Source organism: Paenibacillus anseongensis, from assembly GCF_009757995.1.
Lineage (GTDB): Bacteria > Bacillota > Bacilli > Paenibacillales > NBRC-103111 > Paenibacillus_E > Paenibacillus_E chondroitinus.
In genome coordinates this window covers 1-26,939 of record NZ_WSEM01000041.1, presented here as the reverse complement: position 1 = coordinate 26,939, position 26,939 = coordinate 1, and the positions used below count along the sequence as shown (strand labels likewise).

The following is a 26,939-nucleotide window of genomic DNA, read 5'->3' as shown; positions in this document are numbered from 1 at the left end:
GATTACTCGACTGTGCTTACTCACTCGTTGTTCAGTTTTCAAAGATCAATTTCTTTCGCATTCCGTCCCGCTCTCGCGGCCGGAATTACAATATAGCATATTCAACCAATCAGATGCAAGCTTTATTTTTACAATATTCGATAAAGTTTTCAGCTCGTCTTGGCCGGAAAGACAATATACCACGGTGGTTAAAATAATGCAACCCTATTCTACATTTTTTTAGGAATGTCCATGATTGAGCATGTCTTCTACTAGTTCCTGTTCGAAACGCTCTTTTAAAGCATCGTTGCTAGGAGCTATGGATAAGCTGATCTCTTTAAACTGCCGGACGATATTCTGCACGCCTTCCAAGTTGCCGCTCTGGGCTAAATGATCGGTTTGATCAATAACGTGATAAGCAATCGCCTGATAAGCGTCAGTGAAGCTCTGCTCCACATTGGCTGCAACTCGATAGTCAGCGTAAAATCTTTTGAATGTCTCCATCAATGTTTCGTTCATATTCATGCCACTCCTTTCAAGATAAAGAACAGTTTCCCACAAGGAATGCAAGTTTATACAGCATAAAAGCACAACAGCCCCCTGCTGTAAGAAGCAAGGAGCCGTTATGAATATTCAACCTTTTTATATCTCTTTATGAATGCTCTTTATTATTTTACATCAATTGTAGTAACAACTTGATTTTGTCCTTTAAGCTCAACAACATGGGTAGGTGTAAAGTTACCAAGGTTACCAGTCAACGCAACATTAGCTGCAACGTTATAAATCGTAGTTTGGCTTACACCATTGATCGTTTGCGTAATGGAAATGGAAGTGATTTTACCTTGTCCATCTACAGTAGTACTATTTAATGTACCTACAACATCAAAGCTTTGGTTAGCATCAGCCATTTTAGTAACTTCTACAAAAACTACTTGATTGTTGAAAGAACGAACTTTCACTTCATCGCCTACTTGAATGGCAGAAGCAGCTACTTTCACACCGTTACGCAAGATGAATGCATCCGGGTGAAGAACATAGTTAGTTGTAACTCCCGCTTTCGTTACTGGAAGCACGTTGTTGTATACAGCTGCGTTCACAGTTCCAGCAGTGGAGTTTTGGTCATCAGGCATTTGGTTGCCTGTACGATCCAGTAGTGCCGCTAATTGTGCACGAGTCACGTTTTGGTTCGGTTTGAATGTGTTGTCTTCGAAGCCATCAACAAGACCTTTTTCGATAGCTACAGCAACATAGCCTACAGATCCAGCAGGGATTTGTTTAGCATCTTTAAATGTAAGTTGAGTGTTCATTTTTGCTTTAGCTTCGGACTCTAGTTTCAGAGCTTTCACTAACAGCGTTGTTGCCCATAGGCGGTCTGCTTCTTTATTTGGTTGAACGGAGTCATCGCTTTCTGTGAATAGATCGTTTTCAAGCGCTACGGCTACGTATCCAACTGCCCATGCAGGGATTTTATCCGCATCTTTGAAGTTTAGTTTCGTTGCCATCTCTGTTGCAGATTCGGCTTGCTCACGCAATCCCATCAATCTTACAGCAGCTGTAATAGCTTCAATGCGGGAAACGGATTTATCTGGTTTGAATGTACCATCTTCGTATCCTTCAAACACTTGTTTGGATGCCAAGCTAGCTATGTAACGCATTGCCCATTGAGCGCCTTTGAGGTCGTCAAAGTTAATGCGGATTTGAATGTTACCGCTAATTTTACCGTTGTTGTTTTTGCCATTATTAATAGAAGTAGTATAGCTATTGTTATTGTTTCCTTTACCACGATCATCATGGTCATTTCCTTTGGCAAACGCTGCAGAAGCGCCTCCCATTACCATTGTTAAAACAAGTCCTGTTGCTACAGCTTTCTTCATAAGGTTCTTTTTCATATCAAGTTCCCTCTCCCATATTCATATAGTTGGTATAAATAATGTGGAGCCTTCGCGAAGGGTTCCTGGTTATGCTACAACAATTCGCCATAGTAAATATGTTTAGGGGGGTGGAGAAATAAATCTTTAAAACTAGAAAATTGTCGAGTCTATTAAATCCCCCCTGAAACTGCTAAACTTAACGATATAAAACACTACCGCAAAAGGAGCTCAATGTATGCGTTTACGTAATCCCAGAGTTCAGCTCGTTATTGCTCTAGCCGTTATTTTAATTGCGTTGTCAGTCTATTCTTATAGCAAAATCGGGCTCAAGCAAGCAAATGTAGAACCAGCTGTTGTTACAGTGCCGACCAGCACACATCAGGATTCTCCTCCTGCTAGTGAAGTCCCGCCGTCACCGCCCGTAGAAACCAAAAATCCGTATCCATCCGAGCAATTTGACGTTGTTGTCATCGGCAGCGAGCTGGAAGGCCTCTACCTGGCAAGGGCGGCTGCAGACGAAGGTTTGAAGGTAAAAGTGCTCGATCCTCACAAAGCTTTTGGAGGCCAAATCCTTCAGAGTCAGATGTTGTTTTTGGATGAAACACGTGACGATCAAGGCCATTTATTAGTGCAAGGCCGGGCTAAAGAATTGTTCGACGGCTTCCGAAACGCCAAAATCCGTAAACTTTCCGAATTTTCAACGTATATGGATAAACTGGCCAAAAATATTCCTGTCGAATCCGGCGTTATCTTAAATGAAATTGAGCAAGTCAACACACCTGACAGCATGCACAAAGTCGCCTCTATCGTTTACACGACAGATAAAAATGAAAAGAAGAAGATTACGGCCGGCTACTGGGTCGATAATAGCGATTACACCGCACTCATCTCTCGACTAGATGCCAAGAGATTGCCTGGACTGGAAAAGTTCTATGGGCAAAAAGACATCGAATACATGAGCGCCGGTATGATGATGAAGTTCACGCATGTCGATTGGAAAAAGTTCAGCACAACTTTCAACGCGTTAAAACCTGAAGAGAAATCCAAGCAATTTGGCGGCGGTTCTGTCAATGACAGCTATGCGATTGGATTAAGCGGTATGACAAAGGCCTATCATCCTTCCAATGACCGTGTATTTTTAAGAGGCTTAAATGCTGTGAATCAAAGAGATGGGGAAGTTTTGATTAACGCACTTCTGGTGTACACCGTTGACCCATCCAAACCCGAATCCGTCCAGGAAGCTGTGACACTAGGCAACAAAGAGACGGCATCCATCCTGGGACATTTCCGTAAAACCTTACCAGGCTGGGAGCATGCCGAACTTGGGGAGCTACCGAATTATCCCTACATAAGGGAATATAATCACTACGAAATGGATTATGTTTTAAAGCCGTCCGACCTGCTTTCAGGCGCCATGTTCTGGGATAATGTTAGCATTGGCGGCTATCCGCTCGATTTACAGGGCACTAGCGCCAACAAATGGGGCATTGAGATGGGACGTCCCGACAAATACGGGATGCCGCTGCGCAGCTTTTTATTAAAAAATTACGACAATGTCATTGCCGCCGGAAAAAATGTGGGCTCCTCAGCAATCGCATACGGAAGCACAAGAATTCAACCGAATACGAGTTTGGCTGCTGAATCCATTGGTATCATACTGGGGCAGTTACACGGCAAACAAAAGCTTAGAGAAATCACGCCTGAGGAGATGGCCAAGCTACAGCAGTACTTAGCTGCTCATTATCAAATCAAGCTAACCGGGGTAACCGGTACCAACAAAATCAGCGGTTGGAACGAAGATGAAATCAGAAAGCTGGATACAGGAGAAATTACTTATCCTAGCTACGTGAAAACTCGCAAAAAAACAGCTGTGAAATAACCAAATCCGTGCATTCGCTCCTTAAGCGAGTGTGCGGTTTTTTTACGAAAATTTAAGAAAAAAAGGTGTTGAAAAAGCGATCTTCCAGACATATAATAAGCAATATACTTAAGTTCACTTATAAATACTTACGTGAAAGGAGTGAGAAACCTTTGTTTCAAGAAGAAAGACTCATATCCATTATTGAATACTTAAAATCAAATAAGCGCATTACGGTTGACCTGATTTGCGAGCTGTATGATGTATCACGAGATACCGCCCGGCGTGACATGGTAAAACTTGAAGAACAGGGCCGTATTGTGCGAACACGCGGCGGCGCCATCCTCCCTACACTCTCCAAAGAAGTCGGCAATTATGAACAACGCCTCCAATCAGAGTCTTCTTCCAAACTAACCATCGGCAAAACAGCCGCAGGACTCATTCAAGATGGCGACTATATCATGATGGATGCCTCCACGACAGTGCTGCATGCGGCAAGTGCACTATCTTCCAAACAGAACGTTGTGGTGACAAGTTCTATAGAAATTGCTGCTATTTTAACCCGCAAAGATGAAACTACGATCCACATTCTTGGTGGCGTATTGGATAGCAAACACCATAGCGTCTACGGCGCGAAAGCCATCGAGATGTTGAACGATTACCACGTCGATAAGCTGCTGATCGGAACCTGCGGAATTACGGAGGAAGGGCTGTCAGCCCCCAATGAAGAGGACAGCTATTTAGTCCGCGCCATGATCCAACATGCTGACCAAGTCATCGTTTTAGCGGATCACTCTAAGTTCGGCAAGCGGCTGTTCCATCGCGTGGTTGGTTTTGAAAGCATCGATATCCTGGTCACAGACCAAGACTTGAGCTCCGAAATGAGAGAGAAATTACTGGCAAGTGAAGTTGAAATCGTTTTGGCAAAAGGAGATGACTTAGATGATTAAGCTTATCGTAAGTGATTTGGACGGTACTTTGCTCGATCACAGCAAGAAAGTTAGTTCAAGAGAGCAAGCTGCGCTGAAAAAAGTGAAAGAAGCCGACATCCTGCTTTGCCTGGCCTCAGGAAGAATGAATGTGGAGATGCAGCAGGTTCTAGAGGAAATCGGACATCGTGCCTACTCCGTGTCGCAGAATGGCGCATTCATTCATTTGGAGGATGGCTCGTTTCTGAAATCTCAGCTTTTTGAGCCTGAATTAGCGTATCGAGTGTATCAATTGCTGAAAGATTTTGACGTCGTGAAGATCGTTTGCTCAGGTGAAGCCAATTACATCACGCATTTGACGCCCGCTTCCGATGAAGTTCAATCACGTACATTCCGGCCTTTTATTATAAAAGAGGACATTGAGCAGTCCCTGCAAGCCGAGCTTCCAATTTGTAAGATTTCTACATTCGGGGATATTCAAATCCTTCTGGCAATTAAAGCTTTAATAGAAGAAAAAATGGGCGATCAAGTTGAGCTGTTCATCTCCGACAAAGATTGCTTGGACATCATGCCACGGCAAGTTTCAAAAGGTAACTCCCTCCTCCTCCTCATCGACCAATTGGGTCTAAAACCGGAGGAAATTGCCTGTGTCGGTGATTCCTTCAATGACGTATCCATGTTCGGGATCACGCCGCATAGCTTTGCCATGAAAGGTGCTCATCCGGAGGTCAAACAAAAAGCAAACTATCATGTCGAATCTGTTGCTGAAGTCGTTAATCATGTATTTGCCTATAACGATAAATACATGCAAGAGCAAAAAGGAAGCACAATGGTATGAGAAGATTATTAATTATGGGGTGCCTGTCCTATTTATTAACGGGCTGTACCCACGTTATTTTTGGAGCGGTATTACCCGAGCTGCTCACTCATTATGGACGCAGCTACAGCGACGGCGGCTTGCTGGTGTTCCTTGAATTCGGCGGATTCTTGCTTGGCGTGCTCAGCATGCCGGCGTTCAGCCGCCGATTCAGCCGCCGAAACACGATTACGACGGCTTTCGGGTTGCTTTTCCTGGCCATGATGACGATCGTCATGCTGCCGCCCTGGGCTTTTGCCGTGAGCCTCACCTTCGTAGCCGGCGTGGCTTTCGGACTCGTAGAAGCGAGCATTTCAACCTTCGTGTTAATGGCGGCAAAGGATAAACAAGCCTCGGCCTTCAGCACGCTTGAAGTTTTCTTCGGACTTGGCGCACTATTCATGCCGATTGTATCCAGTATTTTGATTGCCAACGGGTTATGGAAATATGGATTTATGCTGTTGGGATTAAGTGCGCTTGCAACAGGACTCATCTGGTCGAAGCTTTCCTTGGGCGAGCATGACGAATTGTTAGCTCACAAAGCCGACAAGTCACAGCAAGAGGTAAAGCCTCCAGCTCTAACAAGGAGTTCGTTAACTTTCCTTATTCTGTTCATGCTTGTTTTCTTCATCTATGTAGGGATGGAAAATACGATCGTTAACTTCCTGCCTTCGATCTTTATCGATCAAATGCACACTTCAAGCTCTCTGTCCTCTTTGGCGGTAACAGCTTATTGGATTGCCATGGTGGCAGGTCGACTATTTGCCGGCGTGCTTGCCGAGAAAATGACCTATTTCCGTTATTTAGCCGTCGCTTTTGGCGGCAGCCTGATCACTGTCTTTTTGTGGCTGTTCAGCACACAGTTATGGAGCAGCTTCGCTATTGTTCTGCTGCTTGGGCTCTTCATGTCAGGGATGTTCGCTGTAGCTCTTATCTATGCCAATCAATTACTCCCTGGACGCACGGAGCAAACAACAAGCACGCTTATCGCTGCAGGTGGCTTGGGCGGATCTGTCATTCCGCTTGGCGTCGGGTGGGGAATGGATAAGTTTCAGGTCGGCTTATCGATTTGGTTTGTGTTAGTTGGTATGTGTGTGGTTTTCGGCATTGTACTCTATTCCCGCAGGTGGAGGGTTCAGGCTTCTAGTTAAAACAAAGGACAACCCCTCATCGGGGTTGTCCTTTTTGGTTCTGCCGCGCTATTACCGCAGAGCCTTTAATTGAATAAGTACGGCTTTCTCCTCGAACTTTACATCCTTCACTCCTATTAAAAGCGGCAAGTGATCTTCGATCGAGAGCTCGATTGGAGCGAATTGAAGCCATTCCTTCGGAACTTGTATGCCCTTAACCATTGTACTCTGGTGCTGAATGATAACATTCGGCGGGTCCCATGCCAGGGTAAAAAGCAGTTGGGCGCCAACAGGCAACTTGTCCTGCCATTTAACATTGACATCAGCGACGAGGTTGCTTCCTTGCAAGGTAAGCTTTGCTCCTTCGATTCGAATGCCGTTGGGTAGATCTGGATGGGCTGACAGCTGCTTTTTAACCAGATTGTTCAAATCTTGCTCTGTGATCTGAACCTCGAGCTTCCGGTTCTTGACAATGTCCGCAATTTTACTGCCAACTGAAATTTCTTGATAATTCAGGTCTAGATCCTCGGAAGGTTGGATGTGCCGGATGAACAACACCGTGGCGGCCGCAAGGATAAGGACGACCACGATGAGAAAAATAAATCGTTTTTGCAGCACGTTTCAACACCCCGCAGAAGACAGATTTGGCAAGCCGTATAAGTCTGGATGTAAATTACGGCTACTCTTTATTCTGCTGTTTTTCCTTCAGCCAGCGAGGAGCGCCCTTGCTCTTGCGATCTCGCTCGCGTTGGGCTTTGCTCACGGCTTTGCCACCGGCGGCCGTGTGCTTCGGCGCTGCCGGCTTCGCCGGGGCAGCGCTGGATTCGCGCGCTTCCGTCGCCGGCGCGCTAGTGCGAACCGCGCCCGCAGGCGCGGCAGCATAGTGCGAGCCGGCGGAGCCGCTGCGCACAGGTGCTGCGCCCCGCGGGCGTGCAGCTTCACGGCGGCTGCGCATGGTAGCCGCACTGCGGTCCTGGGCCGGATCGACGAGCCGGCCCTCGTACATCGCCTTCGGCGCGATCGTGATACCGAGCTGCTTCTCGAATTTTTCGAGAATGAACTGCTCCTTCGGTGTCACGATAGAAATGGTCGTGCCCTCGCGGCCCATCCGACCGGTCCGACCTACGCGGTGAAGGTAATACTCCGCGTTAGTGGCAGGATCCAAGTGGAAGACGTGAGTCACGCCTTCAATGTCCAGCCCTCTTGCTGCAACATCCGTGGCCAGCAGCAGCTGGAATTTCCCATCCCGGAAATTCCCCATGACTTTAGCCCTATCCTGTTTGCTTGCTTCTCCGTACAAAGCTTCAATAGATAACCCAACATACTGCAGCTTAGCCACAACTTGAGCGATATCGTCTGTAACATTGATAAATACAATCGCAGACTTCGGTTTAATCAAACGAACCAGTCTCCGAAGCGTATCCACCTTCTCGCGCTCCTGGCAGAGCACATACATGTGCTCCAGCGTTTCCGCTGTGCGCTGGCTCGGGTTGATTTTAATAATAACAGGCTCCTTCAACCATCTACCGGCCGCTTGCTCGGTGCTTTGCGGAATGGTCGCAGACACGAACACCTTTTGACTGGATTTCAGCATGCCTTTTAGCACAGACTCGACATCCTGCATGGAACCAAGCTCAAATACTTGATCCACTTCATCGACTACACCAATTTTCACATGGTGCAGAGTCAATTTCTTGATTTTCATAAGCTCAAGCAAACGCCCCGGGGTTCCCACAACAATATGAGGGTGCAAGCGAAGCTTCTCAACTTGTCGAACCACAGCCGCTCCGCCAATCAAAGATTGCGAACGAATCGGACCGCCAGCCGTTAATTTTTCGATTTCTTGCATAATTTGCATACCCAGCTCCCTGGTAGGAACAACAACTAATACTTGCAGCTGTTTCTGCGTCGGATCAATTTGTTCCAGAGCGGGCAGTAAATAAGCTAACGTTTTGCCTGTGCCTGTTTGGGACTGAATGATCGCATCGCTGCCTTGTTTCAAAACCGGAATGGCTTCTGCTTGAATCGGCGTTGGCTCACCTATACCCAATTCTTTCAATTTATCTAAATAAGTTTGTGCAATTTGCAACTGTTCAAAGCTTGTACTCAATGGACGTAAACCCCTTTTCTCATTCAACCTAATGATCTTATTATATGTCACGCTGTATATCGATACAAATCGATACTTTGAAAATGCTGCTCATATACATAGACAGCCCACTCTCTCCCTATAAGCAGAAATAAGAGTCCATCTGGACTCTTATTTCCCCGTTCCCCATTCTTCCAGCAGTTTCTGCTTGATGACATCTCTAGCCCGGAATAGCCGCTGCCGCACAACACCCTCGGTGACCCCTAGTTCAATCGCCATATCCTTGTAAGATAAATTATGTATCCATTTCATTGCAATAATTTGACGGTAGGAGGGAGTTAGCTGATTAATGTAAGAGATGATGGCTTCCCGCATGAGCTTCAGCTCGACTTCTTGATCCAGGGAACCCAAATAATCCGAGGTAGGTGCCGTTTCCTTGATGCACAGCATCAGTTCCGTTTCTAGCTCATCGCGGTTGCGTTTGTGCTTGCGAAGATGATTCAGCGTGACATTCCGGGTCAGTTTCTTGACCCAACTTTCATATTTATCAATATCCTGAAGCAGCGGCGCTTTCCGGACAGCCCGAAGAAAAGACTCTTGAATAATATCCTCCACGGCCGCATGATCCCTAAGTATAAAATAAATCATCGGATAGACGAGTAGATAAAACTCTTGATATATCTGTTCCTGCACGCTCTTCTCTAAAGTGTAAAAATCACTGCTAAATAACAGTTTGAGAGACTTCGAAATAAACGCCCCCTAGCCAACCAGGTAAAAACATTCTCTGTTTCTTACCCTTATTTTAGGGCAAAGCAAGGGAGTAAACAACAATAAAAACTTTGTAATATGGTAATAAAACCCACTTAGTGCTTATGTTGCCTTTTTTCGCGTTATGGACATGGGTCCCGCTATTTTTGACAGCTGTCAGATCATCAGATAAACTAGAAGTGTCTTACTATTTTCCATCCGAAGGGATGAAACTATGAATACAGATTTTGAGAAAGAATTCAACGCACTTGTGTTAAAAACCGCAGAACTCATTACGGGAGATACGTCGCCTGAAATGCTTGAGAAAATAAAAGTATGGGCATTTTTTAATCATGTTCATAAATCGCTCCCAGCCCTGACTTCTCATTGGAATCAAACGCATCCCGAAAGCAAAGCGGAAGTGCGTCGAATTTTCGAAGAGATTCGTGATTTAAATCAAGCTCTGCAAGCCAACAAGCCTGAGTCGAAGTAATTCGCTCACCATGAAAAAAGCGGATTCCCAGTCCATAGACCGGGACCCGCTTATTTTTTATTTAAAATCCCCGATGCCAAACGGTCGAATAGCCGCGGAAATAAATGAAACAGCTTAATGCCAACGCCCGCTACAAAAGGAAGATTTTTCTCCGGTATTTTCTTCTCAATGGCATGGATCAGTTCTTTCACAACTTTCTCCGGTTTGAGCATAAACCATGCTACATTTTTAACATAGTTCCCGCTCGGATCGGCTTTATCGAAAAATGGTGTGGAGATCGGCCCCGGATTAATCGCCGTCACAGAAACCCCCGTTCGCATTAATTCCTGGCGCAAGCTGTTCGTGAAACCAAGCACCGCATGTTTCGTTGCCGAATAGCCCGTAGATTTGGCCGAACCGATTTTCCCCGCCATGGACGCTATGTTTACGATATGACCACTTCCCGCCTTCAACATATGAGGCAATACAGCTTGCGTGCAGCGGACAACCCCCATGTAGTTCACGTTCATCATATCCTCAAAATGCTCCAGCGGCGCACCGGCGAATGACTCAAATATCCCGTAACCGGCATTGTTGATTAAAATATCAATACGACCGAACTTCGCGATAACCTGACTAACTACGTCCTGTACTTGCTGAGTATTCGTAACGTCAAGCGCGTAAACAGCATGCTGGCCTTGAATGCCTGCAGCAATCGACTCAAGCTTGTCTGTACTGCGGGCTGTCAAAATGGGAATCGCCCCCATCGCCGCAAATTGCTGTGCCATGACAGCGCCGATGCCGCTTGACGCTCCGGTGATCAAGACGATTTTGTTCGAAATGTTCAACGTCATTTCTCCCCATTCCAGTAAATTACAAAAAAAAGAGGACCGCTTTCGCAGTACTCCATTCATTCTAGCTTATGTATACAACATTTCATTCCATATTCATATTACGTAATTAACACTTGAATGTCCAGTTCGCCAATGCTATCCATAATCAAAGGGATCGTCAGCGCTCTCTTCGGCACAAAACCGGCAGCCGTAGCTGATTGAACCAGCTTCGGAGGCGTGATATCAACCCTTACGCCTTGATTAAACAACATGGTGCTTGCATTCCCGCTAATCATATTGCCTAGCTCCGATATAGCGCTCTTGCCCATTTCGTCCATCTCCGTAATTACAAACCCGCCCATCATCGCGGAAACCATCTTCAAAGCGACGTCCTCAGCCAAGCCGAACACAATATCGCCTTCCATTTGTCCGGTCATCCCGATTTGGATCCAAATATACTTTTCCACAAATTTGACGTCTTTGACGCCGAGCTGCCCTGTAGTTGGGCGAATGTTAGCAACCTGCTCGATGACAATTCTAGCCGACTCCAAAAAAGGATTAATGTACTCAGCCTTCATAGCTCCGCTCCGATCTCATTTGTGAATAAGTTCCACCAAAAACGACCTTTTTCAACATTATACCTAAAATACTAGGACAAGTATACTGTATTTTTTCATAAAATAGTTCCTTATACTCACATACAGACACTCTTCCTGCCTTCATACTAAAATTGTCGAATCTGGATTTATGGATCATTATCAGCAGGAAATACAGCAAGTAATCTGGAAGAATATATAAATATGTGTCGAATCCTGATAGGCTTGCAGGGTATTCGTCCTTTTAAAGGAGCGATGAAAGGCAACCATGATGAAACAGAAAACGACAATAAAACATTACACGTTATATCAACTTACGCTTGTCTATCATATTATCGCTCTGCTGCTAATCGGTACGAACTTTTTCATCGTTCATCAGCTTCCATATGTACTCGAGCACCGTCCCATCGGGCTGGCTATCGATATTGTCGTACTATGTACGATGCTCGGATTAGCCTTATACGGGCTTAGAAGAATCAAAAAAGGTGAAACTTCCATTCTGGAAACCGCTGAGCGGTACCAATCTCTATACGACAATCATCCGGACTCGATTATTTCTTTTAGCCTGGACGGTGAAGTGCTGTCAGCCAATCACGGGCTTGAAAGTCTCTTGGGGCTTGGGCGCGAGAATACCACGACTTCTTTTATCCCAATGATCAGCCCGCCGGATTTGCTTAAAGCTTTACATCATTTCCAAGTAGCTTCCGCCGGGATGCCGCAAAATTTCGAGGCTGCTTTTATCCATCAAAACGGGATTCCGATCCCTTCAAATGTAACGTTCGTCCCGACGAAAGTCGACGGTCAAGTGGTAGGGATTTACGCGATTCTCAAGGACCTGACAGAAGTGAAAGAACAGAAAAAAGTCATCGACAAACTCTATAAGCAAAACCAGCTCATCCTCAATTCTGTCTCCGAAGGCATCTATGGGATTGATATGAGTGGGCGCACGATCTTCTGGAATCAAGCTGCTGAAGCGATAACCGGCTGGAAAGTAGATGAAATGCTCGGCAGGCAAATACATAATCTAATTCGGCCTGAGAAAGCCGACGGCACTCCTTTTTCGCGCGAAGAAAGTCCTGTTTTGAACACGATTCTAAATCGGGATGCTCCTATTATGAGAGAGGATCTGTTCTGGAGAAAGGATGGCACCGCCTTCCCTGTCGAGTTCATGTCGAGTCCCATCCTGGAGGAGAAGGGGCACATTCTCGGTACCGTTATTACATTTAAAGATATTACCGAATTAAAAAAGACTCAGGAGCTGCTGATCAAGTCTGATAAGCTATCAGCTGTAGGCCAACTGGCGGCTGGGGTGGCGCACGAAATCCGCAATCCATTAACAGCTTTGAAGGGATTCCTGCAATTATTGAAAACAAACAGTACCAAAGAGCAATATTACATAGAAATTATGCAAAAAGAGCTGCAGCGCATTGAGTTTATCGTGAATGAGTTCCTGTTCGTCTCAAAACCGCAGGCTACCAACTTTGATACCCGAACCATTGACTCTATTGTGATAAGCACGATCGAGCTGCTGCAACCTCAAGCGATATTGGAAAATATTCAAATCGAAGCCGATATCGAGCCCAATCTGCCCCCTGTCTCTTGCGACGAAAGGCAAATTAAACAGGTTTTCATCAATATTTTGAAAAATGCGCTGGAGTCCATGGAAGAGGGCGGTTTAATGCGTATCGAAGCTGCAGCCGATGCTGCTAAGAAAAACATCACCATCCGTTTTATCGATCAAGGATGCGGTATTGCACCAGAGCGGTTGCCCAAGCTGGGTGAACCCTTTTATAGTACTAAGGAAAAAGGCACCGGTCTTGGCCTCATGGTATGCTACCGTATTATTGAAGCACACGGGGGCATGATGGAAATTCAAAGTAAGCTGGAAGAAGGAACGACGGTTGAAATTACACTTCCTTCCACACAAGTTAAAATCACCGAAGGAGTGTCTGTAGTATGAACGGTTTTCTCATAGATTTGGATGGTACCTTATATCGGGGGCATGAACCGATTCCACATGCAGCTACTTTCATTCAGTGGCTGCAAGAGCACCACTTGCCCTACTTGTTGGTGACGAACAATTCGTCCCGTACACCAGCGCAGGTTGCCGAACATCTGCTGGCGTTCGGCATTGAAGTGCCGGAGGCGGCGGTCTATACGTCCTCGCAGGCCGCCGCCAAGTACTTGACCGAGCAGGGCCGAGGCCACAGCGTGCATATGGTCGGCGAAGCCGGACTGCGGATCGCCCTGGAGGCGTCCGGCTTCGAGATGGAGGGGACGACGCCTCCGGATTACGTCGTCCAAGGCATTGACCGCAGCTTCACCTATGCGAAGCTGACCGAAGCGGTCCGCCACCTGAAGGCCGGCGCGACCTATGTGTTAACCAATCCCGACCGCATGCTGCCGTCGGATGGAGGGCTTATGCCAGGGGCAGGCTCCCTGGCCGCTTCGATCACCGCCGCCTCCGGCGTGAAGCCGGTGGTGATCGGGAAGCCTTCGCCGATCATCATGGCTTACGCCATCGAGCGACTTGGTCTTCCTGCCGCCGATGTCTGGGTCATCGGCGATAACGTGCACACCGACATCCGCGGAGGCGTGGTGTCGGGGTGCCGCACGGCGCTCGTGCTGACCGGCGTCGCAACGCCGGATAACGTGCACGAGCAGATGGCGTCGGCGGGCGTGACGCCGGACCTGGTTTGCGATGATTTGGCACATTTCATCGCGCAGTTTAGTAGGCTTGGCGGGATATAAGCCGCAAATTCCAATAACCCTAGCGGGGAATACCGCTAGGGTTTTTATTTACGGGAACTACAGCCCTCTATTAGCAGGAGCAACACGTTGTTTCCTCTTGGAGCGGAACTACAAGGCTTTATTCGAACACCATCACCCAAATTTAGCTCATTCCTGCAAAATAACGGACTGTACTTCCCCTCACGGGTGGAAAATGTATCTTTTATACGGAATAGCATACCGTTGTTCCCTTTGCATCCGGATGGACACTCGCAAAACAGAAAACCTCCAACCCACACTGCGTGTGGAATTGAAGGTTTTTTAGAGTTAGCTGCAATTTGTGGCTATCTGTATCTTCTGGATAGTTAAGTCTTATGGCTTGCTATTTCAGCATGTTTCCGATTTCTCCGACGCACGATCAATCCAAACGGTCCCAGTCCACCTCAGGCGGGGAGCCCTTCTCCTGCAAACGACCTTCCCTTGCATCCTTTTGCAGCTGCTCTAGCCATTTTAACTCGCTGAACGAACGTTTATAGGTGCCAACCATCATCTGTAAAATAACGCGAGGAACTACGTTCCGATGCTCTTCATACAAGCTTTTCATTCGGTTCATGACCATTTTCTGAGCCAGTATTTTATTTTCCAGGATATCGGCTATTTTGGCCTGATCGCCATGCACGGAAAATGGCAGAGCGACGTAGAGCGGGTGATAGTGTTTGATTTCTTCATGAAACTGCTCGATCAACAGCTCTTGAAATTTAAGCTTCCCAGCCTCCGTAATTTGGAAAACGGTTTTCTCCGGTCGATTCGTATTGCGCACGACTTCAAGTGCTTCCACATGACCATCTTTGCGCAGTTGATCCATCGCATAATAAAGCGAGCCGTCTTGCAGCTTCATATAATTATGCATGCCTCTTTCTTTCATCGTTTGCCGAATTTCATACGTATGCCGGTTGGCTTCCATCAACAGACCAAGTATGACGAGCTTCATCGACATAGCGGTTACCTCCTAGTGCCCTGCAGGTGCACTCCCTTTGACAGGAGCTTTCCCCACTTCCAGCTTCGCATTCCCCATAAGTAAGATAAACGCGAGTCCAATGACAGCTAAAACAATCGTTGTTTGAAAAACAACTGCAATGGAATCCGCAAGTGCGGTCAGCAGCTTGTGCAGCACATCGGCAGGAATGTTGGCACGAACCTGAGGCTGCAGCAAGGCGCGAGCATCATGAAACTTTTCAGCCATAGCCGGATCTTGTAGGGATTGTGTAATGTTATCTCTAAGTGAGTTTACCTGAATACTACCGAACACCGCAACTCCGATGGCGGAACCAACGGAACGGAAGAAGCTAACAAGCGAAGTCACTGTGCCTCTGCGCCGGAAGTCTACTTTATGCAAAGCGGACATAGACGTAATCGGGAAGCATGCTCCGATGCTAAGTCCCATTAGAATCATAAAAGTCGTGATGACCCAGCGCTTGGAATCGATCGAAATGCTACCCAAAAGCGATGTGGCCACAATCAACAAGGCTACGGATACGAGCATCACGTTGCGGTAAGAGAATTTTCCTATGAAACGTCCGCCTAATGCGGAGCTGACAACAACACCCAGCATCATCGGCGTGAGTGTAGACCCAGCGCTTGTTGCAGAGCCTTCAAATACACCTTGAATAAATAAAGGAATATACGTCCCGCCTGAAATCAAAACAGCCCCGTAAGCAAAGCTGACACCCATGCTTGCGGTGAACAGGCGGTTTTTGAACAGGTCGAGTGGAACGATTGGTTCGGCCGCAAATTTTTCAACCGTCAGGAACACGGCCAATAGTACGGCAAACCCTGCAAAAAGACTAATAATTTGCCAGGAGGCCCACGCATAGTCTTTACCACCAAGCTCCAATGCAAACATCAGGGACACAATCGCTGCTGTCAGTAAAATGGTACCGCTCCAGTCGATTTTGGCCTTGCTGTGCTCCACAGTCTCATGGTAGGCGAAAATAATAAGCAACAAGGATACAATGCCGAGTGGTAGATTAATGAAGAAAATCCATTCCCACGTGACATAGTCCGTGAAATAAGCGCCGATGATCGGACCGAGTACGCTTGATAAACCGAATACGGCCCCGAAAAGCCCTTGCATTTTACCCCGTTTCTCCGGTGGGAAAATATCAAAAATGATCGCAAAGGTAATCGGCATCAAGGCGCCGCCTCCGATACCTTGAATCGCGCGATACACGATGAGTTGAGTCATCGATGTAGCGGTTCCGCAAAGCGCAGATCCGATCATGAATACGATGATCCCAATGATAAAAAATAACTTACGACCGTACATATCCGAGAGCTTTCCGAAAATCGGCATGGCTGCCACGTTAGCAATCAAATAAGCTGAGAAAACCCAGACATACTGGTTGAATCCCCCTAGTTTGGACACAATGGTTGGCATCGCTGTAGAAACGATTGTTTGATCCAGCGCAGCCAGCAAAAGTCCTAACATCAACCCTACGACTGTCCAGGTAGGGTTAGACTTGCGTGTTAACGACATGAAATAAATCTCCTTTACCATTCAATTTATTATATACTAATTATTATAATCAAATTTGAGTATATGGCAATAAAATTCGACAGGCCGTTGTCCGAGTTTTCCGGGAGACATTGCCGACCCCCTCCTTCCTATCATATAATAAGCTTAGAAAAGGTTTTTATGCCCTTTACAATTTCGATAAATTTTATTTGTAATTACAATTTGAATAGCAGGAGGTAATCGCATGAATATGAACCAGTTGGAAACGTTGCTCACGATTTCCAAGACGATGAGCTTCCGCAAAGCTGGCGAAATTCTTAACTTGACCCAACCTGCCGTTTCCGCGCAAATTAAGAGCCTAGAAGACGAATTCGGCACGATTCTCATCGATCGCAACCAGCCTGTCACGTTAACGGATAGCGGAAAGCTATTTCTGGAGCATGCTGAGAAAATGCTGCGGATCGCCAGTGACCTCAAGCAGCGCTTGTCAGATTTACACCAAACACCACAAGGCCATATCCACATCGGCACGACGACCTCAATTGCCATGCAAATTTTACCGCGGGTGCTTTCTTATTTCCAGGACCAATTCCCTTTGATCAAAACGACCATTCACTCCATGACTTCTTCACAAATTATGACCTCAGTTGAGAATAGTCAAATCGATATCGGGATTACTTATTTATTTGAGAAAAATCAGGCCTTAGAAACTTCCGTGCTGTATTATGACAATTTCGAGCTCGTTGTATCGACGCAGCATCCACTCAGCCGATTCGCCCATTTATCCATTGAAAAACTGCGCAATATTCCAATCATCATGCTTTCTCCAGAGACCGCAGGGCGACGCTTTGTCGATCAAGTTTTCAAAAACTATGATGTCGCGCCTCATATTGTCATGGAGTTGTCCAGCAGTGAAGAAGTGAAGCGAATGGTTGAATTAAATCTCGGCGTCGCCATCATTTCCAAGCTGTCTGTAGCGGATGAACTGCGGCACGGCACTTTGAAAATTGTAAAAGTAAATGAGTTGGATAGTACCCATCCTGTAGGTGTAGTATATAAGTCGGGACGTTACTTAAATTCTGCCATGCAGCAGTTCCTTCGAGATTTAAAAGGGATGCCGGAAACTCAATTTCTTGGCTCAGAATAAATAACAGGCTTAGGAGGTATTCTCGTATGAAATTCGACCTACATACCCATCATGATCGGTGCGGGCACGCCCAGGATAAAATTCGCGACTATATCGAAGCCGCTATTGCCGGCGGTTTGAAGGCGATTGGGATCTCAGACCACTCCCCTTATTTCGGAAGTCCAGAAGATCACGCACAACCTTTAATCGCCATGGCCAAAAGTGAATTTCCCCGCTATATCGAGGAAGTGCTTCAGCTGAAAAAAGAATACGAAGGTAAAATTGATGTCCTTTTAGGCGTAGAATCCGATTATTTCCCTGAGCATGTTGATGTTTACCGTCAGGAGTATGCCAAATACCCGTTCGACTACATCATCGGATCGGTGCATTTGTCCGGCGGCGTCAGTATTTTCAATCGCAACAGATGGAAGAATTTGAAAGACGCGCAGAAAATCGAGCAGAAGGAAGAATACTATCGCCTTATTGCGGAATCCGCCCGCTCCGGCATGTTCAACATCCTTGGGCATATTGATGCTATGAAAGGCTTTTACCCAGCTTTCTCTGACATTCCGACGCCAGCCGTCAACGAAACATTGAAAGTCATCGGCGAAACCGGTGTGGCTATCGAAATCAATACGTCAGGCAAAACCAAAGACGTAGGCGGTTGGTACCCTTCGCACGCGATGTTAGAGCAAGCCCTTCACTACGGCGTTGAGGTAACGTTCGGCTCCGATGCGCATATTCCAAGCCGTGTTGGCGATGACTGGGATGAAGTGAGCAAAACGCTGAAAGAGATCGGCTTCAAACATTGGGTTTATTTCAAGAACAAACAAAAACAAGTTGTTCCTCTATAAAAACGAGGCTGCTCCGCAAGTAGATGATTCTACTCCGGTGCAGCCTCTTTCTTTTAAATAGCATTCATAAAGCCGAGCTTCGGTTGCATGCTCATCTGCAAAATAACCTGCGTCTGATCGGCCGGCATCGGTCGGAAGAAGTAATAACCTTGAATTTGGCTGCAGCCATTTGCGACCAAAAATCTAGCCTGCTCTTCCGTTTCAACCCCTTCAGCAATGATTTGCAGTTGGAACGATTTGGCCACCGAAATGATCGCTTTGATCATAGCCCGATCCTTGTCATCGTTGTGTACGCCGCGAACAAACGATTGATCCAGCTTGATTTTGGTAACGGGAAACCTTTTCAAATAACTGAGCGAAGAATAATGCGTGCCGAAATCGTCAACGGATATCGCAATACCTAGCTTGCGCAAACGTCCGAGAGCCTCCAGCTGGTCGTCACGCATCGCAACATTTTCGGTGATTTCAATTTCCAGATACTTGGCCTCCAGGCCTGTTTCCTCTAAAATTTGAATCACTTTGTCGACAAAACGTTCATCATTCAGTTGTTTAACGGAGAGATTAACGGATATCGTCAATGGTTCTTGCAAAATGTTATGCCACGCCTTCATCTGCATGCAGGCCCCCCGCATCACCCACTCGCCTATAGTGACGATAAAGCCCATTTCTTCGGCAATCGGAATAAATTCTGAGGGGGAAATGTAGCCCTTCGTCGTATGGTTCCAGCGCAGCAAGGCTTCGACACCTATGACTTTACCCAGATGGCAATCGATCTGCGGCTGATAGACAATCTCGAGTTCATTCCGATCCATGGACTGACGAAGATGGTTCCCCATTTCGAGCTTTGATACGGAATTCATCGCCATTTGCTTATCGAAGAAGCTGTAGGAGCTGCCGCTCTCCTTTTTGGCCATATACATGGCGATATCCGCATTTTTAAGCAAGGATTCCCATGTCAATCCGCCATAAGGATACTGCACAATCCCGATGCTTGCACTGATGAAAAAAGCACGGCCCGATAACAGGCACGACGGCTTCAAAATCTCAATCAATTGCTCGCAGAAATCCCGAACGTCCTGCTCGTCTGCGCAATCTTCGAGCAGAATCGCGAACTCATCCCCACCGAATCTGGCGAAGGTGTGAAAGGGAAGCTCGGATTGCTGAATCCGGTTTACAACCTCACGCAGCATTAGATCACCCATATGATGGCCATGCGAATCATTGACCATTTTAAAGTTGTCCAAGTCAAAAAACAGCACCGCCAGCGAGGTATGACTGATTTCGTTGTAGACGATCTGTTCCTTCAAAACCATTTGAAAATACGTACGATTATGAATCCCTGTCAGTACATCATGATAGGCCAGATAGGAAAGCATTTGTTCGGACTCCATCAGTCTTTTGGTCGATTCTTGCAGCTCCTGCTGTCCGGCTAGCAGCTCCTCATTCACCGCCGTCAAATCTTCATTGGCGAGCTGCAATTCCTGCGTTCGCTCATTCACTGCTTTACTTAATGTGTCCCGCTGTCTAAGCATATAAAGGAAGAAGAGCAGACCGAGAACCAATATCGTAATGAATGAAGCTCGCGTCACTAAAATCTGCTGCTTGATGCTCTCAACCGCACTGGTGGGAGGAAGCGCACCCAGCTCCCAATTATGATCCGCAAGCTCTATGTTAGCCTTCGTGTGCCTCTCTTGAAAGACCGCATCATCCCCAAAAAAAGCAGGTTGACCTGGATTGCGGATCGCAAGTCGATCATTTCTGGGGTCCCCGTTCTTTATGCCCGCTTCCGCAAGCAATTGATCCACATCGACGCCAACGGATACGAATCCCCAGAATTCCCCGTTTTGATAAATCGCTTTGCGCGCAACTAACCCGTCCATCCCCTGCAACAGCTTAAACGGACCATCCATGGTCATCCTCTTCGTTGTAAGCGCGTTAACAATTTGTTGCTGTACGTTCGGACGAGAGTCGTTCAACAAATCCCAATTCATTATGCTTTCATTGCCCTTAAGCGGAAAAACGGCCTTTACAATCCCTTTGGGGGCAATGAGTAGATTAAGTGTAGAAGCTTGAGCGCCAAGATATAAAGAAGCAATGTAATTCAGCACTTCTTGATCATCTTTGTTTTGCAAATAATTTGAACTAACATAAGCTTCCAGACTGACCATTAAGTTAAAATTGCGGTCAATGACCGATTGCAATACCAAAGCCCTTGAGGATAACTGCGACTGTTCGGTCATTCTAAGCTCATTCAATAAGGAGTTCCTGTACTTATCGAGAACAAACTCGGAAGATGAGACCAATATGACGAAAACTAGAGCTATAATCGTGTATTGCATCGTTTTCATGAGACTCTACTCCCGTCATCCTTAAACTTTAAACGTCATAATTCGACATCTCTACTCTATTATTTCATCTGCGAACCGCTAGATCAATCTTTTTATATGAAATGGATGTCTTCCAAAATCAGGACATAGAAAAGAGTTTACAGTCCGAATAGGTCTTGCACTTTTCACAGATAGTGTGAAACAATAGAGGCAAGTCACACCCTTGTGGGGGGATGTCCATGAAGACGCATCTCGGATCTCTCGGAAAACTGCGTCCTACGGTCAATTTCAGTAATTATTTCCAAGCTCCTGCAGGTACGTTCTGGGGGCCGCGCACCATTCCCGACTGTCAGCTCATCCTCCTGGTCGCTGGTTCCGCCAGTTTTGAATTCGCAGGCAAATGCCTGAATCTGCTGCCTGGGAATTGCCTGTTCTATGGCTCAGACACACCGCATCGACTAACCATTTCTTCCGACGGTCCCTCGACGCTGGGGAGCATCCATTTTAGCTGGGACTCCGCCTCGACCGAAGCCATACATCCAGAACCGACAATCATTTTACATACGAGAGAACATTTAGTAAGACCTGCCAAAACCTATACCGTTCATGTGGAAGGTCACGGGGATGTGGATATGTGGCATTTCTACGAGTTTACGCAGCTGGAAAGCCTGTTTGCGCGGATCGCCAAAGAATTCGTCCATCAAGAGCCCGGTTACGGTTCGATTGCCCGCGGTTACCTCATTCAAATCCTTACCACTTTGTTGCGTTATCAAATGGACAAACGTTTTCGCGCTGCAACCGAGCATAGCAAAATTGCAGCATCCATTGAAGCGATTCAGCAGGATGCGTCCCGCAATTGGTCAACGCCCGAGCTTGCTGCTATAAGCGGCTATCATCCCACCTACTTCGCAGAGCTGTTCCGCGAAGCAACCGGCTATGCCCCCAAGCACTATTTGGTTCTGGAAAGAGTGAAACAAGCGCAGCTGCTTTTGCTGCACGAATCCACCATTGAAGCCGTGGCCATGAAATTAGGGTATTCCAGCATTCATTATTTTTGCAGAAATTTCAAGGCGGTTACCGGACTGACCCCAACGGAGTTTAAACAACGCAATGTCGCACTTTAGATGAAATCTGAACGATTGGAGATATGTTATGGATATTATTGAAATTCCTATCACATTAATTGATGAAGACACGGACCAGCCCAGATATCAATTCGATGAAGAAGCCCTTCAAGAACTTATGAAAAGTATTGAGGAAATTGGTTTGCTTTCTCCCATTAAAGTAAGAACAACAGCAAACAATCGCTACAAAATCATCTATGGAAACCGCAGATACAAAGCAAGTAAAATGCTCGGAAAGGTTACCATGTCCTGCATTGTGTCTAATGTGACAGATGAGATGGAAATTTATTTGGAGCAAATTGCGGAGAATTTGACGCGGGAAGGCTTTTCCCCGATCGAGGAAGCTGAGGCTTTCCATAAGCTGATGAACGATGCGAAGTTCAGTTCTTCTATTAAATACCTCTCTAGCAAACTGGGCAAACCTGAGTCCTATATCAAAAATAAATGCGATCTACTTAAATTCGGAAACGCCGTCAAAAAGCTGATCGTCAGCGGCACAGAAATTCGCAAGGACAAGCTGACCGAAGATCAGCTGCTGCCTATCAAAGATCTCGCCATCGAGCATCGTGACCCGCTTGCCTTGATTATTGCAAGAGACGAAATGCCGGTAAGCGATGTGAAGAAAATCGCAAAAATGTTCAAAGATAAGGATATTTCGGAGAGTACGAAAGGGAAGCTTTTGTATAAATCGGGGCACGAGTTGGTCGAAACGTGGTCTGTTTTTCAAAACAACCGCGCAGAGCGGGCTAAACCTGCTCCGGCAAAGGCACAGGCCAAAGCGCAAAAAGCAGAAAAAGCCAGCACGGCGATCGAGACGCCACTGGCGGAGCAAAGCGGGCACTTGCCAAGCAGCCAATCTCAACGTGTTGAGACTGCGGCAATGGATATGGAAATGGCAGTGGCCCCTATTCAAATGAAACTGCAGCAGCTTCTCTCGGTTGTACAAGCTCCAACGGAGAGCGATTTGCAGAGCGATGCTTCCAAGCTCGACGCCAGCGAAAAGGACAAGTTTCTAAGCGATGTCGATACGTTAGTCGAGCATTTGGAAAAGCAGTTAAGTCAGTGGAAAAAAGTTAAAGAACTAGCTTTTTCAAAATAGCTTTTTCGCATAACAGTGCCTTGGTAAACCACCGTACATCGTGCGGGAGAACTGCAGCGTCAACCCAGCGGACTCTAAATTTTGCCGGCTTATCACATTGTCTGGATGAACGGTCGCATATAAATAGAGCATGTCCTTCTCCCGCGCGCGCTGTTCTCTCCAGGCATGAAAACGCCGCTGCAGGCCTTGTCCTCTCACCGATTCGTGAACAATGGACCCTTCCAGCGAAGCAACTTTTGGCAGGTCTACCTCCGGCACGCCAAACTCACGTCCGAGATTACCGGCGCTTAGCCCAGGGAATGCAATCACCGTATAAGCAACGAGTGTATCCCCTTGATAAGCGCCGTATATCTCGCCTTTTTGCTCAACATATTCATATAACGCTTCTAAACGATCCGTCGAATAATAAGCACTGGACGGCAGCCGTGAAACCACATCCATCAAAAGTGCTTGCACGTGCGGCACATCCTGCTCCCCTAGTCGTTGTATGTCCAAAATCAATGCATCCTCCTTCAACTGAATGCTCTAATCCCCCATGGCCGACTTTTTTTGCAAGGCAACCCACATGGATTTATTACGGAATTCGTCCTCTGAGCCCAACTCACGTCCGAACCAAGCTGGCGCTTCAAATTGCTCCGCCGCTTCAATGCTTGGAAACTCGACCTCAACCACTGCCAAATCCACTTGCTTATATTCATCAATTTCATAATAAAGTCCCGCATGTTCTACCGTAGTACGAATCTTCTCTAACGGGATCAACCCCGTGTGATCCAAAAGTTGTTTATACACCGTTTCAGAGATGTTGTACTCAATTTCTTCGCGAACCATCCCATGGCCGGACTTGAACGTATGCGTAAAATGCGACTCGCCAGAGCTATCGACTAGCTTTCGCACTCGAATTTCCTGATCCTCCGAAAAAGCCAAATACGTTTGATAAATGTACTGCTTGGACACCAACTTAATGTCTTGATTCTCCAATTCACTTGCAGGGAATGCAGGCAATAAATATTTTTTCTCAATTTCAGCACTCATCGGTAAGCCCCTCTCCCAAACCAATCTGTATTTTAACCACCATTTTACCATAAAAATGCTTGCGCAACCTGATACTGATTATTTGTACAAAGTTCTAAAACGAGCTGGCGAAATGTCATTCCATGCCCGAAACATTTTACCAAAATGAAACTCATCGGCAAAGCCGCAAGCAACCGCGATCGCTTTCATAGGTTCCTCCGTCAGCAGCAGCAGTGTTTTGGCTTTCTCATTGCGAATTCGGTTCAAATACTCCTTGGGGGATATGCCCATCTGCTGCATGAACATTTTCCGCAATTGGGAAACGGAGATGTGAAAATTCCGCGCCAGCTCCTCCATCTTGAGAGGACGGTTGTAGCAGGTTTCCATCCAAAACTTTGCTTGCTGAAAAGCTTTCATATACGGGTCCGTCGACTCCTGCGTATCTCTCATATAATGAAGCAATTTGGAAAGCACGTATTGGAACTCGGCTTGTCTTTCATGCGCATCGGTCCCTTGGATCGACCACATTTGCTTAAACTGCTCATGAATCCAAACCGCTTGCTCCGGAGAATATAGTTTGATAAAAGGCAAGTTCAGCGTGTCCAGGTACACAGGCTTTTGCCAAATGGCATGCTCATAAGGCACATCGAAAGCATCAAATAAAAGCATACGGATGTAAAGCGGTTGGTCTATGGAAGATGACATCGTAAGGGTAAAACCCGGCTTGAGATAGATCAGCGTCCCCGTTCTCACTTGAATGGGCTTCTCATCCGGTGAATGCGAGAATTCCCCCTCCCCGCTCATAATCCAGTAAAGCGAATGAACATCCATCGTATTGCGAATATCCTTCCACCCAGGCACGGGAAGCTTCTCATAGGTCAGACGAAGATGATAAATTCTGTGAGCTTTCGATTCCATATAGCCACCACCTGCAAAGCGATTTTGACAAATGATAAAATCCTTTATCCATAGATCATCCCCATTCCTCCATGATACGCTTTACGAAACAGACATGAAAGGGGCTTTTTCCTTTGATCCGTACTTTTGGACAACATATCCTTCGCAAAACACGCACACTTGATGGACTATGGGATTTTGTCACAGATCCAAGCAATTTAGGCACTACAGAGGAATGGTACAAGAAATTTCCTTCCGATTCCCGTAAGCTCGTTGTTCCTTCCTGTTGGAATAATGAATTAGGCTTATTCGAATACATTGGCGTTGCATGGTACCGTACCTATTTTGATACAACCCAAGACAGCAATATTCGTTTGATCTTTGAGGGCATTCTTCATCATGCCGATATTTATGTGGATGGTCAGCATCTTGGTTATCATTTTGGTGGGTATACACAGTTTAGTACGCTGCTTCCGCATTTGACTCAAGGCCAGCATGAACTTATTATTCGTGTAGACAGCACTTTGGACTGGCAGACACTGCCTACCGATGTGGCGGATTGGTACTCCTACGGCGGTATTATCCGTTCCGTAGAGCTGCAAGAGCTGCCTGACGTCTATATTGATACGATGAAAATCGATTACCATTTGACAGGTGATCAAGCGGATATCAGCTTGCAAGTACAGGTCAACTCGCTAAGCGATACAGACAGTGAAGTCGAGGTTAACGCTTCTACAAACGGACTCATTTTTCCCGCTGTCACCGTGCAGCTGCTAGCAGGCCAATCCACACAATTAACCCTACGTGGAACCCTCGCTAACATCCGCCGATGGGATGTAGGCCGCCCCGAACTGTATACGTTCACCGTTCAGGCTGGCGAAGACGACCTGATCGACCGTACAGGATTCCGAACAGTTGCCGTCGACAATGGCCAAATCCTTTTAAACGGGCAAAAGCTCTATCTGCAAGGGGTTAATCGGCACGAGGAGCATCCGGAGTGGGGCTTTGCTTTCCCGCCGAAGCTCATGCTGAAAGACCTTGCCATTTTGCAGGATCTGGGCTGCAACATCGTGCGCGGTTCGCATTATCCGCAAAGCCAGTTCTGGATGGATCTACTGGATGAACACGGCATGCTTCTATGGAGCGAAATCCCGATGTGGGGCTGTTTCATGAGCACAGATACGCTGGCTAGCCCACTCTTTGCAGAACGTGGCGTTAAGATGCTGGATGAAATGATTACCCGCGATTATCATCATCCTTCGATCATTTTCTGGGGAGCTCATAATGAAATTGATACACGCACGACTGAGGCGCTTGAGCTAACGAAAAAGTTCGTAGGTAAAATCCGCAGCATGGACGAGAGCCGTCTAGTCACGTATGCCACCATGCACCCTGTGGAAGATATCGTCCTGTCTTATTTCGATGTCATCGGCATCAATAAATATTACGGCTGGTACGAAGGGAACGTAAACGGATTCCGCGACATGCTGCAAAATTACTACCGCAATGCCGAAGCGCAAGGTGCCGGAGACAAGCCGCTGATCATGAGCGAGTTCGGTGCGGCCGGCATTTTTGGAGACGCCGGCTGGGAGCCGCGCTTGTTCAGCGAAGACTACCAAGCTGACGTTGTGCAGCAGGCGCTGCACATTTTCCGCGACGATCCGCGCATCGTCGGTACGCTGATTTGGCACTTCGCCGACATCCGCGTCGATGTGCGCAGCGACCGCCCTTACTTCCGCGATCGTGCGCGGAGCTTTAACAACAAAGGATTGCTGAATGAATACCGCAAGCCTAAGCTGGCTTACCGGATCGTGAAGGACATCTATCGTTCGAAGCGATAATCGAGTAGATAGGGGCGGCTAGCCCCTGACCTCTCACACCACCGTACATGCGGGT

General features: G+C 46.7%; 25 protein-coding genes. 12 read left to right on the top strand and 13 right to left on the bottom strand.

Features of this window, described 5'->3' with window-relative positions:
• Positions 1–219: 219 nt before the first annotated feature.
• Together GON05_RS38345 and GON05_RS38340 are read right to left on the bottom strand one after the other, a co-directional pair.
• Positions 220–498 carry a hypothetical protein gene (locus tag GON05_RS38345; protein ID WP_157326734.1) on the bottom strand — a complete coding sequence of 93 codons (279 nt, stop codon included), beginning with the start codon at positions 496–498 and terminating at the stop codon, positions 220–222.
• Positions 499–647: 149 nt separating this feature from the next.
• Positions 648–1,868 carry an S-layer homology domain-containing protein gene (locus GON05_RS38340; RefSeq protein WP_157326733.1) on the bottom strand — a complete coding sequence of 407 codons (1,221 nt, stop codon included), beginning with the start codon at positions 1,866–1,868 and terminating at the stop codon, positions 648–650.
• A 217-nt stretch (positions 1,869–2,085) separates the two neighbouring features.
• Between GON05_RS38340 and GON05_RS38335 the strand changes: the two genes are divergently transcribed.
• The 4 genes from GON05_RS38335 to GON05_RS38320 all read left to right on the top strand — a co-directional run bounded on the left by GON05_RS38335 (position 2,086) and on the right by GON05_RS38320 (position 6,644).
• On the top strand, positions 2,086–3,729 hold the full coding sequence (locus tag GON05_RS38335) for an FAD-dependent oxidoreductase (protein ID WP_157326732.1): 1,644 nt from the start codon (positions 2,086–2,088) through the stop codon (positions 3,727–3,729).
• Positions 3,730–3,881: 152 nt separating this feature from the next.
• Positions 3,882–4,658 carry a DeoR/GlpR family DNA-binding transcription regulator gene (locus GON05_RS38330; protein WP_157326731.1) on the top strand — a complete coding sequence of 259 codons (777 nt, stop codon included), beginning with the start codon at positions 3,882–3,884 and terminating at the stop codon, positions 4,656–4,658.
• Positions 4,651–5,475 (top strand): HAD family hydrolase, encoded by an 825-nt coding sequence (locus tag GON05_RS38325; protein ID WP_157326730.1) that lies wholly within the window; start codon positions 4,651–4,653, stop codon positions 5,473–5,475. The genes GON05_RS38330 and GON05_RS38325 overlap by 8 nt, the downstream gene beginning before the upstream one ends.
• The gene (locus GON05_RS38320; RefSeq protein ID WP_157326729.1) at positions 5,472–6,644 is read left to right on the top strand and encodes an MFS transporter; all 1,173 of its coding nucleotides are present in this window, start codon (positions 5,472–5,474) and stop codon (positions 6,642–6,644) included. The genes GON05_RS38325 and GON05_RS38320 overlap by 4 nt, the downstream gene beginning before the upstream one ends.
• Before the next feature lie 51 nt (positions 6,645–6,695).
• Here the strand turns inward: GON05_RS38320 and GON05_RS38315 are convergent, their stop codons facing one another.
• The 3 genes from GON05_RS38315 to GON05_RS38305 form a co-directional block, all read right to left on the bottom strand.
• Entirely contained in the window at positions 6,696–7,241 is a 546-nt protein-coding gene (locus GON05_RS38315) for a hypothetical protein (protein WP_157326728.1), read from the bottom strand.
• Between the two features lie 61 nt (positions 7,242–7,302).
• Positions 7,303–8,733 (bottom strand): DEAD/DEAH box helicase, encoded by a 1,431-nt coding sequence (locus GON05_RS38310; protein ID WP_157326727.1) that lies wholly within the window; start codon positions 8,731–8,733, stop codon positions 7,303–7,305.
• Positions 8,734–8,883: 150 nt separating this feature from the next.
• Entirely contained in the window at positions 8,884–9,405 is a 522-nt protein-coding gene (locus GON05_RS38305; RefSeq protein WP_246069395.1) for an RNA polymerase sigma factor, read from the bottom strand.
• A gap of 289 nt (positions 9,406–9,694) precedes the next feature.
• Between GON05_RS38305 and GON05_RS38300 the strand changes: the two genes are divergently transcribed.
• Positions 9,695–9,952, top strand: a complete 258-nt coding sequence (locus GON05_RS38300) for a DUF2573 family protein (protein ID WP_157326726.1) — start codon at positions 9,695–9,697, stop codon at positions 9,950–9,952.
• Between the two features lie 50 nt (positions 9,953–10,002).
• On the opposite strand, the gene GON05_RS38295 is transcribed toward GON05_RS38300, so the two are convergent.
• Positions 10,003–10,785, bottom strand: a complete 783-nt coding sequence (locus tag GON05_RS38295; RefSeq protein ID WP_127458540.1) for an SDR family NAD(P)-dependent oxidoreductase — start codon at positions 10,783–10,785, stop codon at positions 10,003–10,005.
• Positions 10,786–10,883: 98 nt separating this feature from the next.
• A complete protein-coding gene (locus GON05_RS38290; protein WP_127458539.1) occupies positions 10,884–11,342 on the bottom strand; it encodes a chemotaxis protein CheX in 459 nt (152 codons plus the stop codon).
• A gap of 286 nt (positions 11,343–11,628) precedes the next feature.
• On the opposite strand from GON05_RS38290, the gene GON05_RS38285 reads away from it, so the two are divergent.
• Both GON05_RS38285 and GON05_RS38280 read left to right on the top strand, forming a co-directional pair.
• The gene (locus tag GON05_RS38285; RefSeq protein ID WP_157326725.1) at positions 11,629–13,320 is read left to right on the top strand and encodes a PAS domain-containing sensor histidine kinase; all 1,692 of its coding nucleotides are present in this window, start codon (positions 11,629–11,631) and stop codon (positions 13,318–13,320) included.
• Positions 13,317–14,111 (top strand): TIGR01457 family HAD-type hydrolase, encoded by a 795-nt coding sequence (locus tag GON05_RS38280; RefSeq protein ID WP_157326724.1) that lies wholly within the window; start codon positions 13,317–13,319, stop codon positions 14,109–14,111. The genes GON05_RS38285 and GON05_RS38280 overlap by 4 nt, the downstream gene beginning before the upstream one ends.
• 397 nt (positions 14,112–14,508) lie before the next feature.
• Here the strand turns inward: GON05_RS38280 and GON05_RS38275 are convergent, their stop codons facing one another.
• Both GON05_RS38275 and GON05_RS38270 read right to left on the bottom strand, forming a co-directional pair.
• On the bottom strand, positions 14,509–15,087 hold the full coding sequence (locus GON05_RS38275; RefSeq protein ID WP_157326723.1) for a PadR family transcriptional regulator: 579 nt from the start codon (positions 15,085–15,087) through the stop codon (positions 14,509–14,511).
• A gap of 12 nt (positions 15,088–15,099) precedes the next feature.
• Entirely contained in the window at positions 15,100–16,626 is a 1,527-nt protein-coding gene (locus GON05_RS38270) for an MDR family MFS transporter (RefSeq protein ID WP_157326722.1), read from the bottom strand.
• A gap of 223 nt (positions 16,627–16,849) precedes the next feature.
• Here GON05_RS38270 and GON05_RS38265 point away from each other — a divergent pair, with 223 nt between their 5' ends.
• Both GON05_RS38265 and GON05_RS38260 read left to right on the top strand, forming a co-directional pair.
• On the top strand, positions 16,850–17,752 hold the full coding sequence (locus GON05_RS38265) for a LysR family transcriptional regulator (RefSeq protein WP_127458534.1): 903 nt from the start codon (positions 16,850–16,852) through the stop codon (positions 17,750–17,752).
• 26 nt (positions 17,753–17,778) lie between these two features.
• Positions 17,779–18,585 (top strand): histidinol-phosphatase, encoded by an 807-nt coding sequence (locus tag GON05_RS38260; protein WP_157326721.1) that lies wholly within the window; start codon positions 17,779–17,781, stop codon positions 18,583–18,585.
• A 53-nt stretch (positions 18,586–18,638) separates the two neighbouring features.
• On the opposite strand, the gene GON05_RS38255 is transcribed toward GON05_RS38260, so the two are convergent.
• Complete coding sequence (locus GON05_RS38255) at positions 18,639–20,933, bottom strand: bifunctional diguanylate cyclase/phosphodiesterase (RefSeq protein ID WP_157326720.1); 2,295 nt, start codon at positions 20,931–20,933, stop codon at positions 18,639–18,641.
• Between the two features lie 218 nt (positions 20,934–21,151).
• Between GON05_RS38255 and GON05_RS38250 the strand changes: the two genes are divergently transcribed.
• Positions 21,152–22,036, top strand: coding sequence for a helix-turn-helix domain-containing protein (locus GON05_RS38250; protein WP_181646653.1), 885 nt, complete (start codon positions 21,152–21,154; stop codon positions 22,034–22,036).
• A gap of 28 nt (positions 22,037–22,064) precedes the next feature.
• Complete coding sequence (locus tag GON05_RS38245) at positions 22,065–23,135, top strand: ParB/RepB/Spo0J family partition protein (RefSeq protein ID WP_157326718.1); 1,071 nt, start codon at positions 22,065–22,067, stop codon at positions 23,133–23,135.
• On the opposite strand, the gene GON05_RS38240 is transcribed toward GON05_RS38245, so the two are convergent.
• The 3 genes from GON05_RS38240 to GON05_RS38230 all read right to left on the bottom strand — a co-directional run bounded on the left by GON05_RS38240 (position 23,127) and on the right by GON05_RS38230 (position 25,064).
• Positions 23,127–23,630: a GNAT family N-acetyltransferase gene (locus GON05_RS38240; protein ID WP_246239806.1), complete on the bottom strand. Its 504-nt coding sequence runs from the start codon at positions 23,628–23,630 to the stop codon at positions 23,127–23,129. The two genes, GON05_RS38245 and GON05_RS38240, sit on opposite strands and share 9 nt — an antisense overlap.
• 30 nt (positions 23,631–23,660) lie before the next feature.
• Positions 23,661–24,167: a CYTH domain-containing protein gene (locus GON05_RS38235; protein WP_157326717.1), complete on the bottom strand. Its 507-nt coding sequence runs from the start codon at positions 24,165–24,167 to the stop codon at positions 23,661–23,663.
• Positions 24,168–24,245: 78 nt separating this feature from the next.
• Positions 24,246–25,064 (bottom strand): AraC family transcriptional regulator, encoded by an 819-nt coding sequence (locus GON05_RS38230; RefSeq protein ID WP_157326716.1) that lies wholly within the window; start codon positions 25,062–25,064, stop codon positions 24,246–24,248.
• A gap of 113 nt (positions 25,065–25,177) precedes the next feature.
• Here GON05_RS38230 and GON05_RS38225 point away from each other — a divergent pair, with 113 nt between their 5' ends.
• On the top strand, positions 25,178–26,884 hold the full coding sequence (locus GON05_RS38225; protein ID WP_157326715.1) for a glycoside hydrolase family 2 protein: 1,707 nt from the start codon (positions 25,178–25,180) through the stop codon (positions 26,882–26,884).
• The last annotated feature ends 55 nt before the right edge of the window (positions 26,885–26,939 follow it).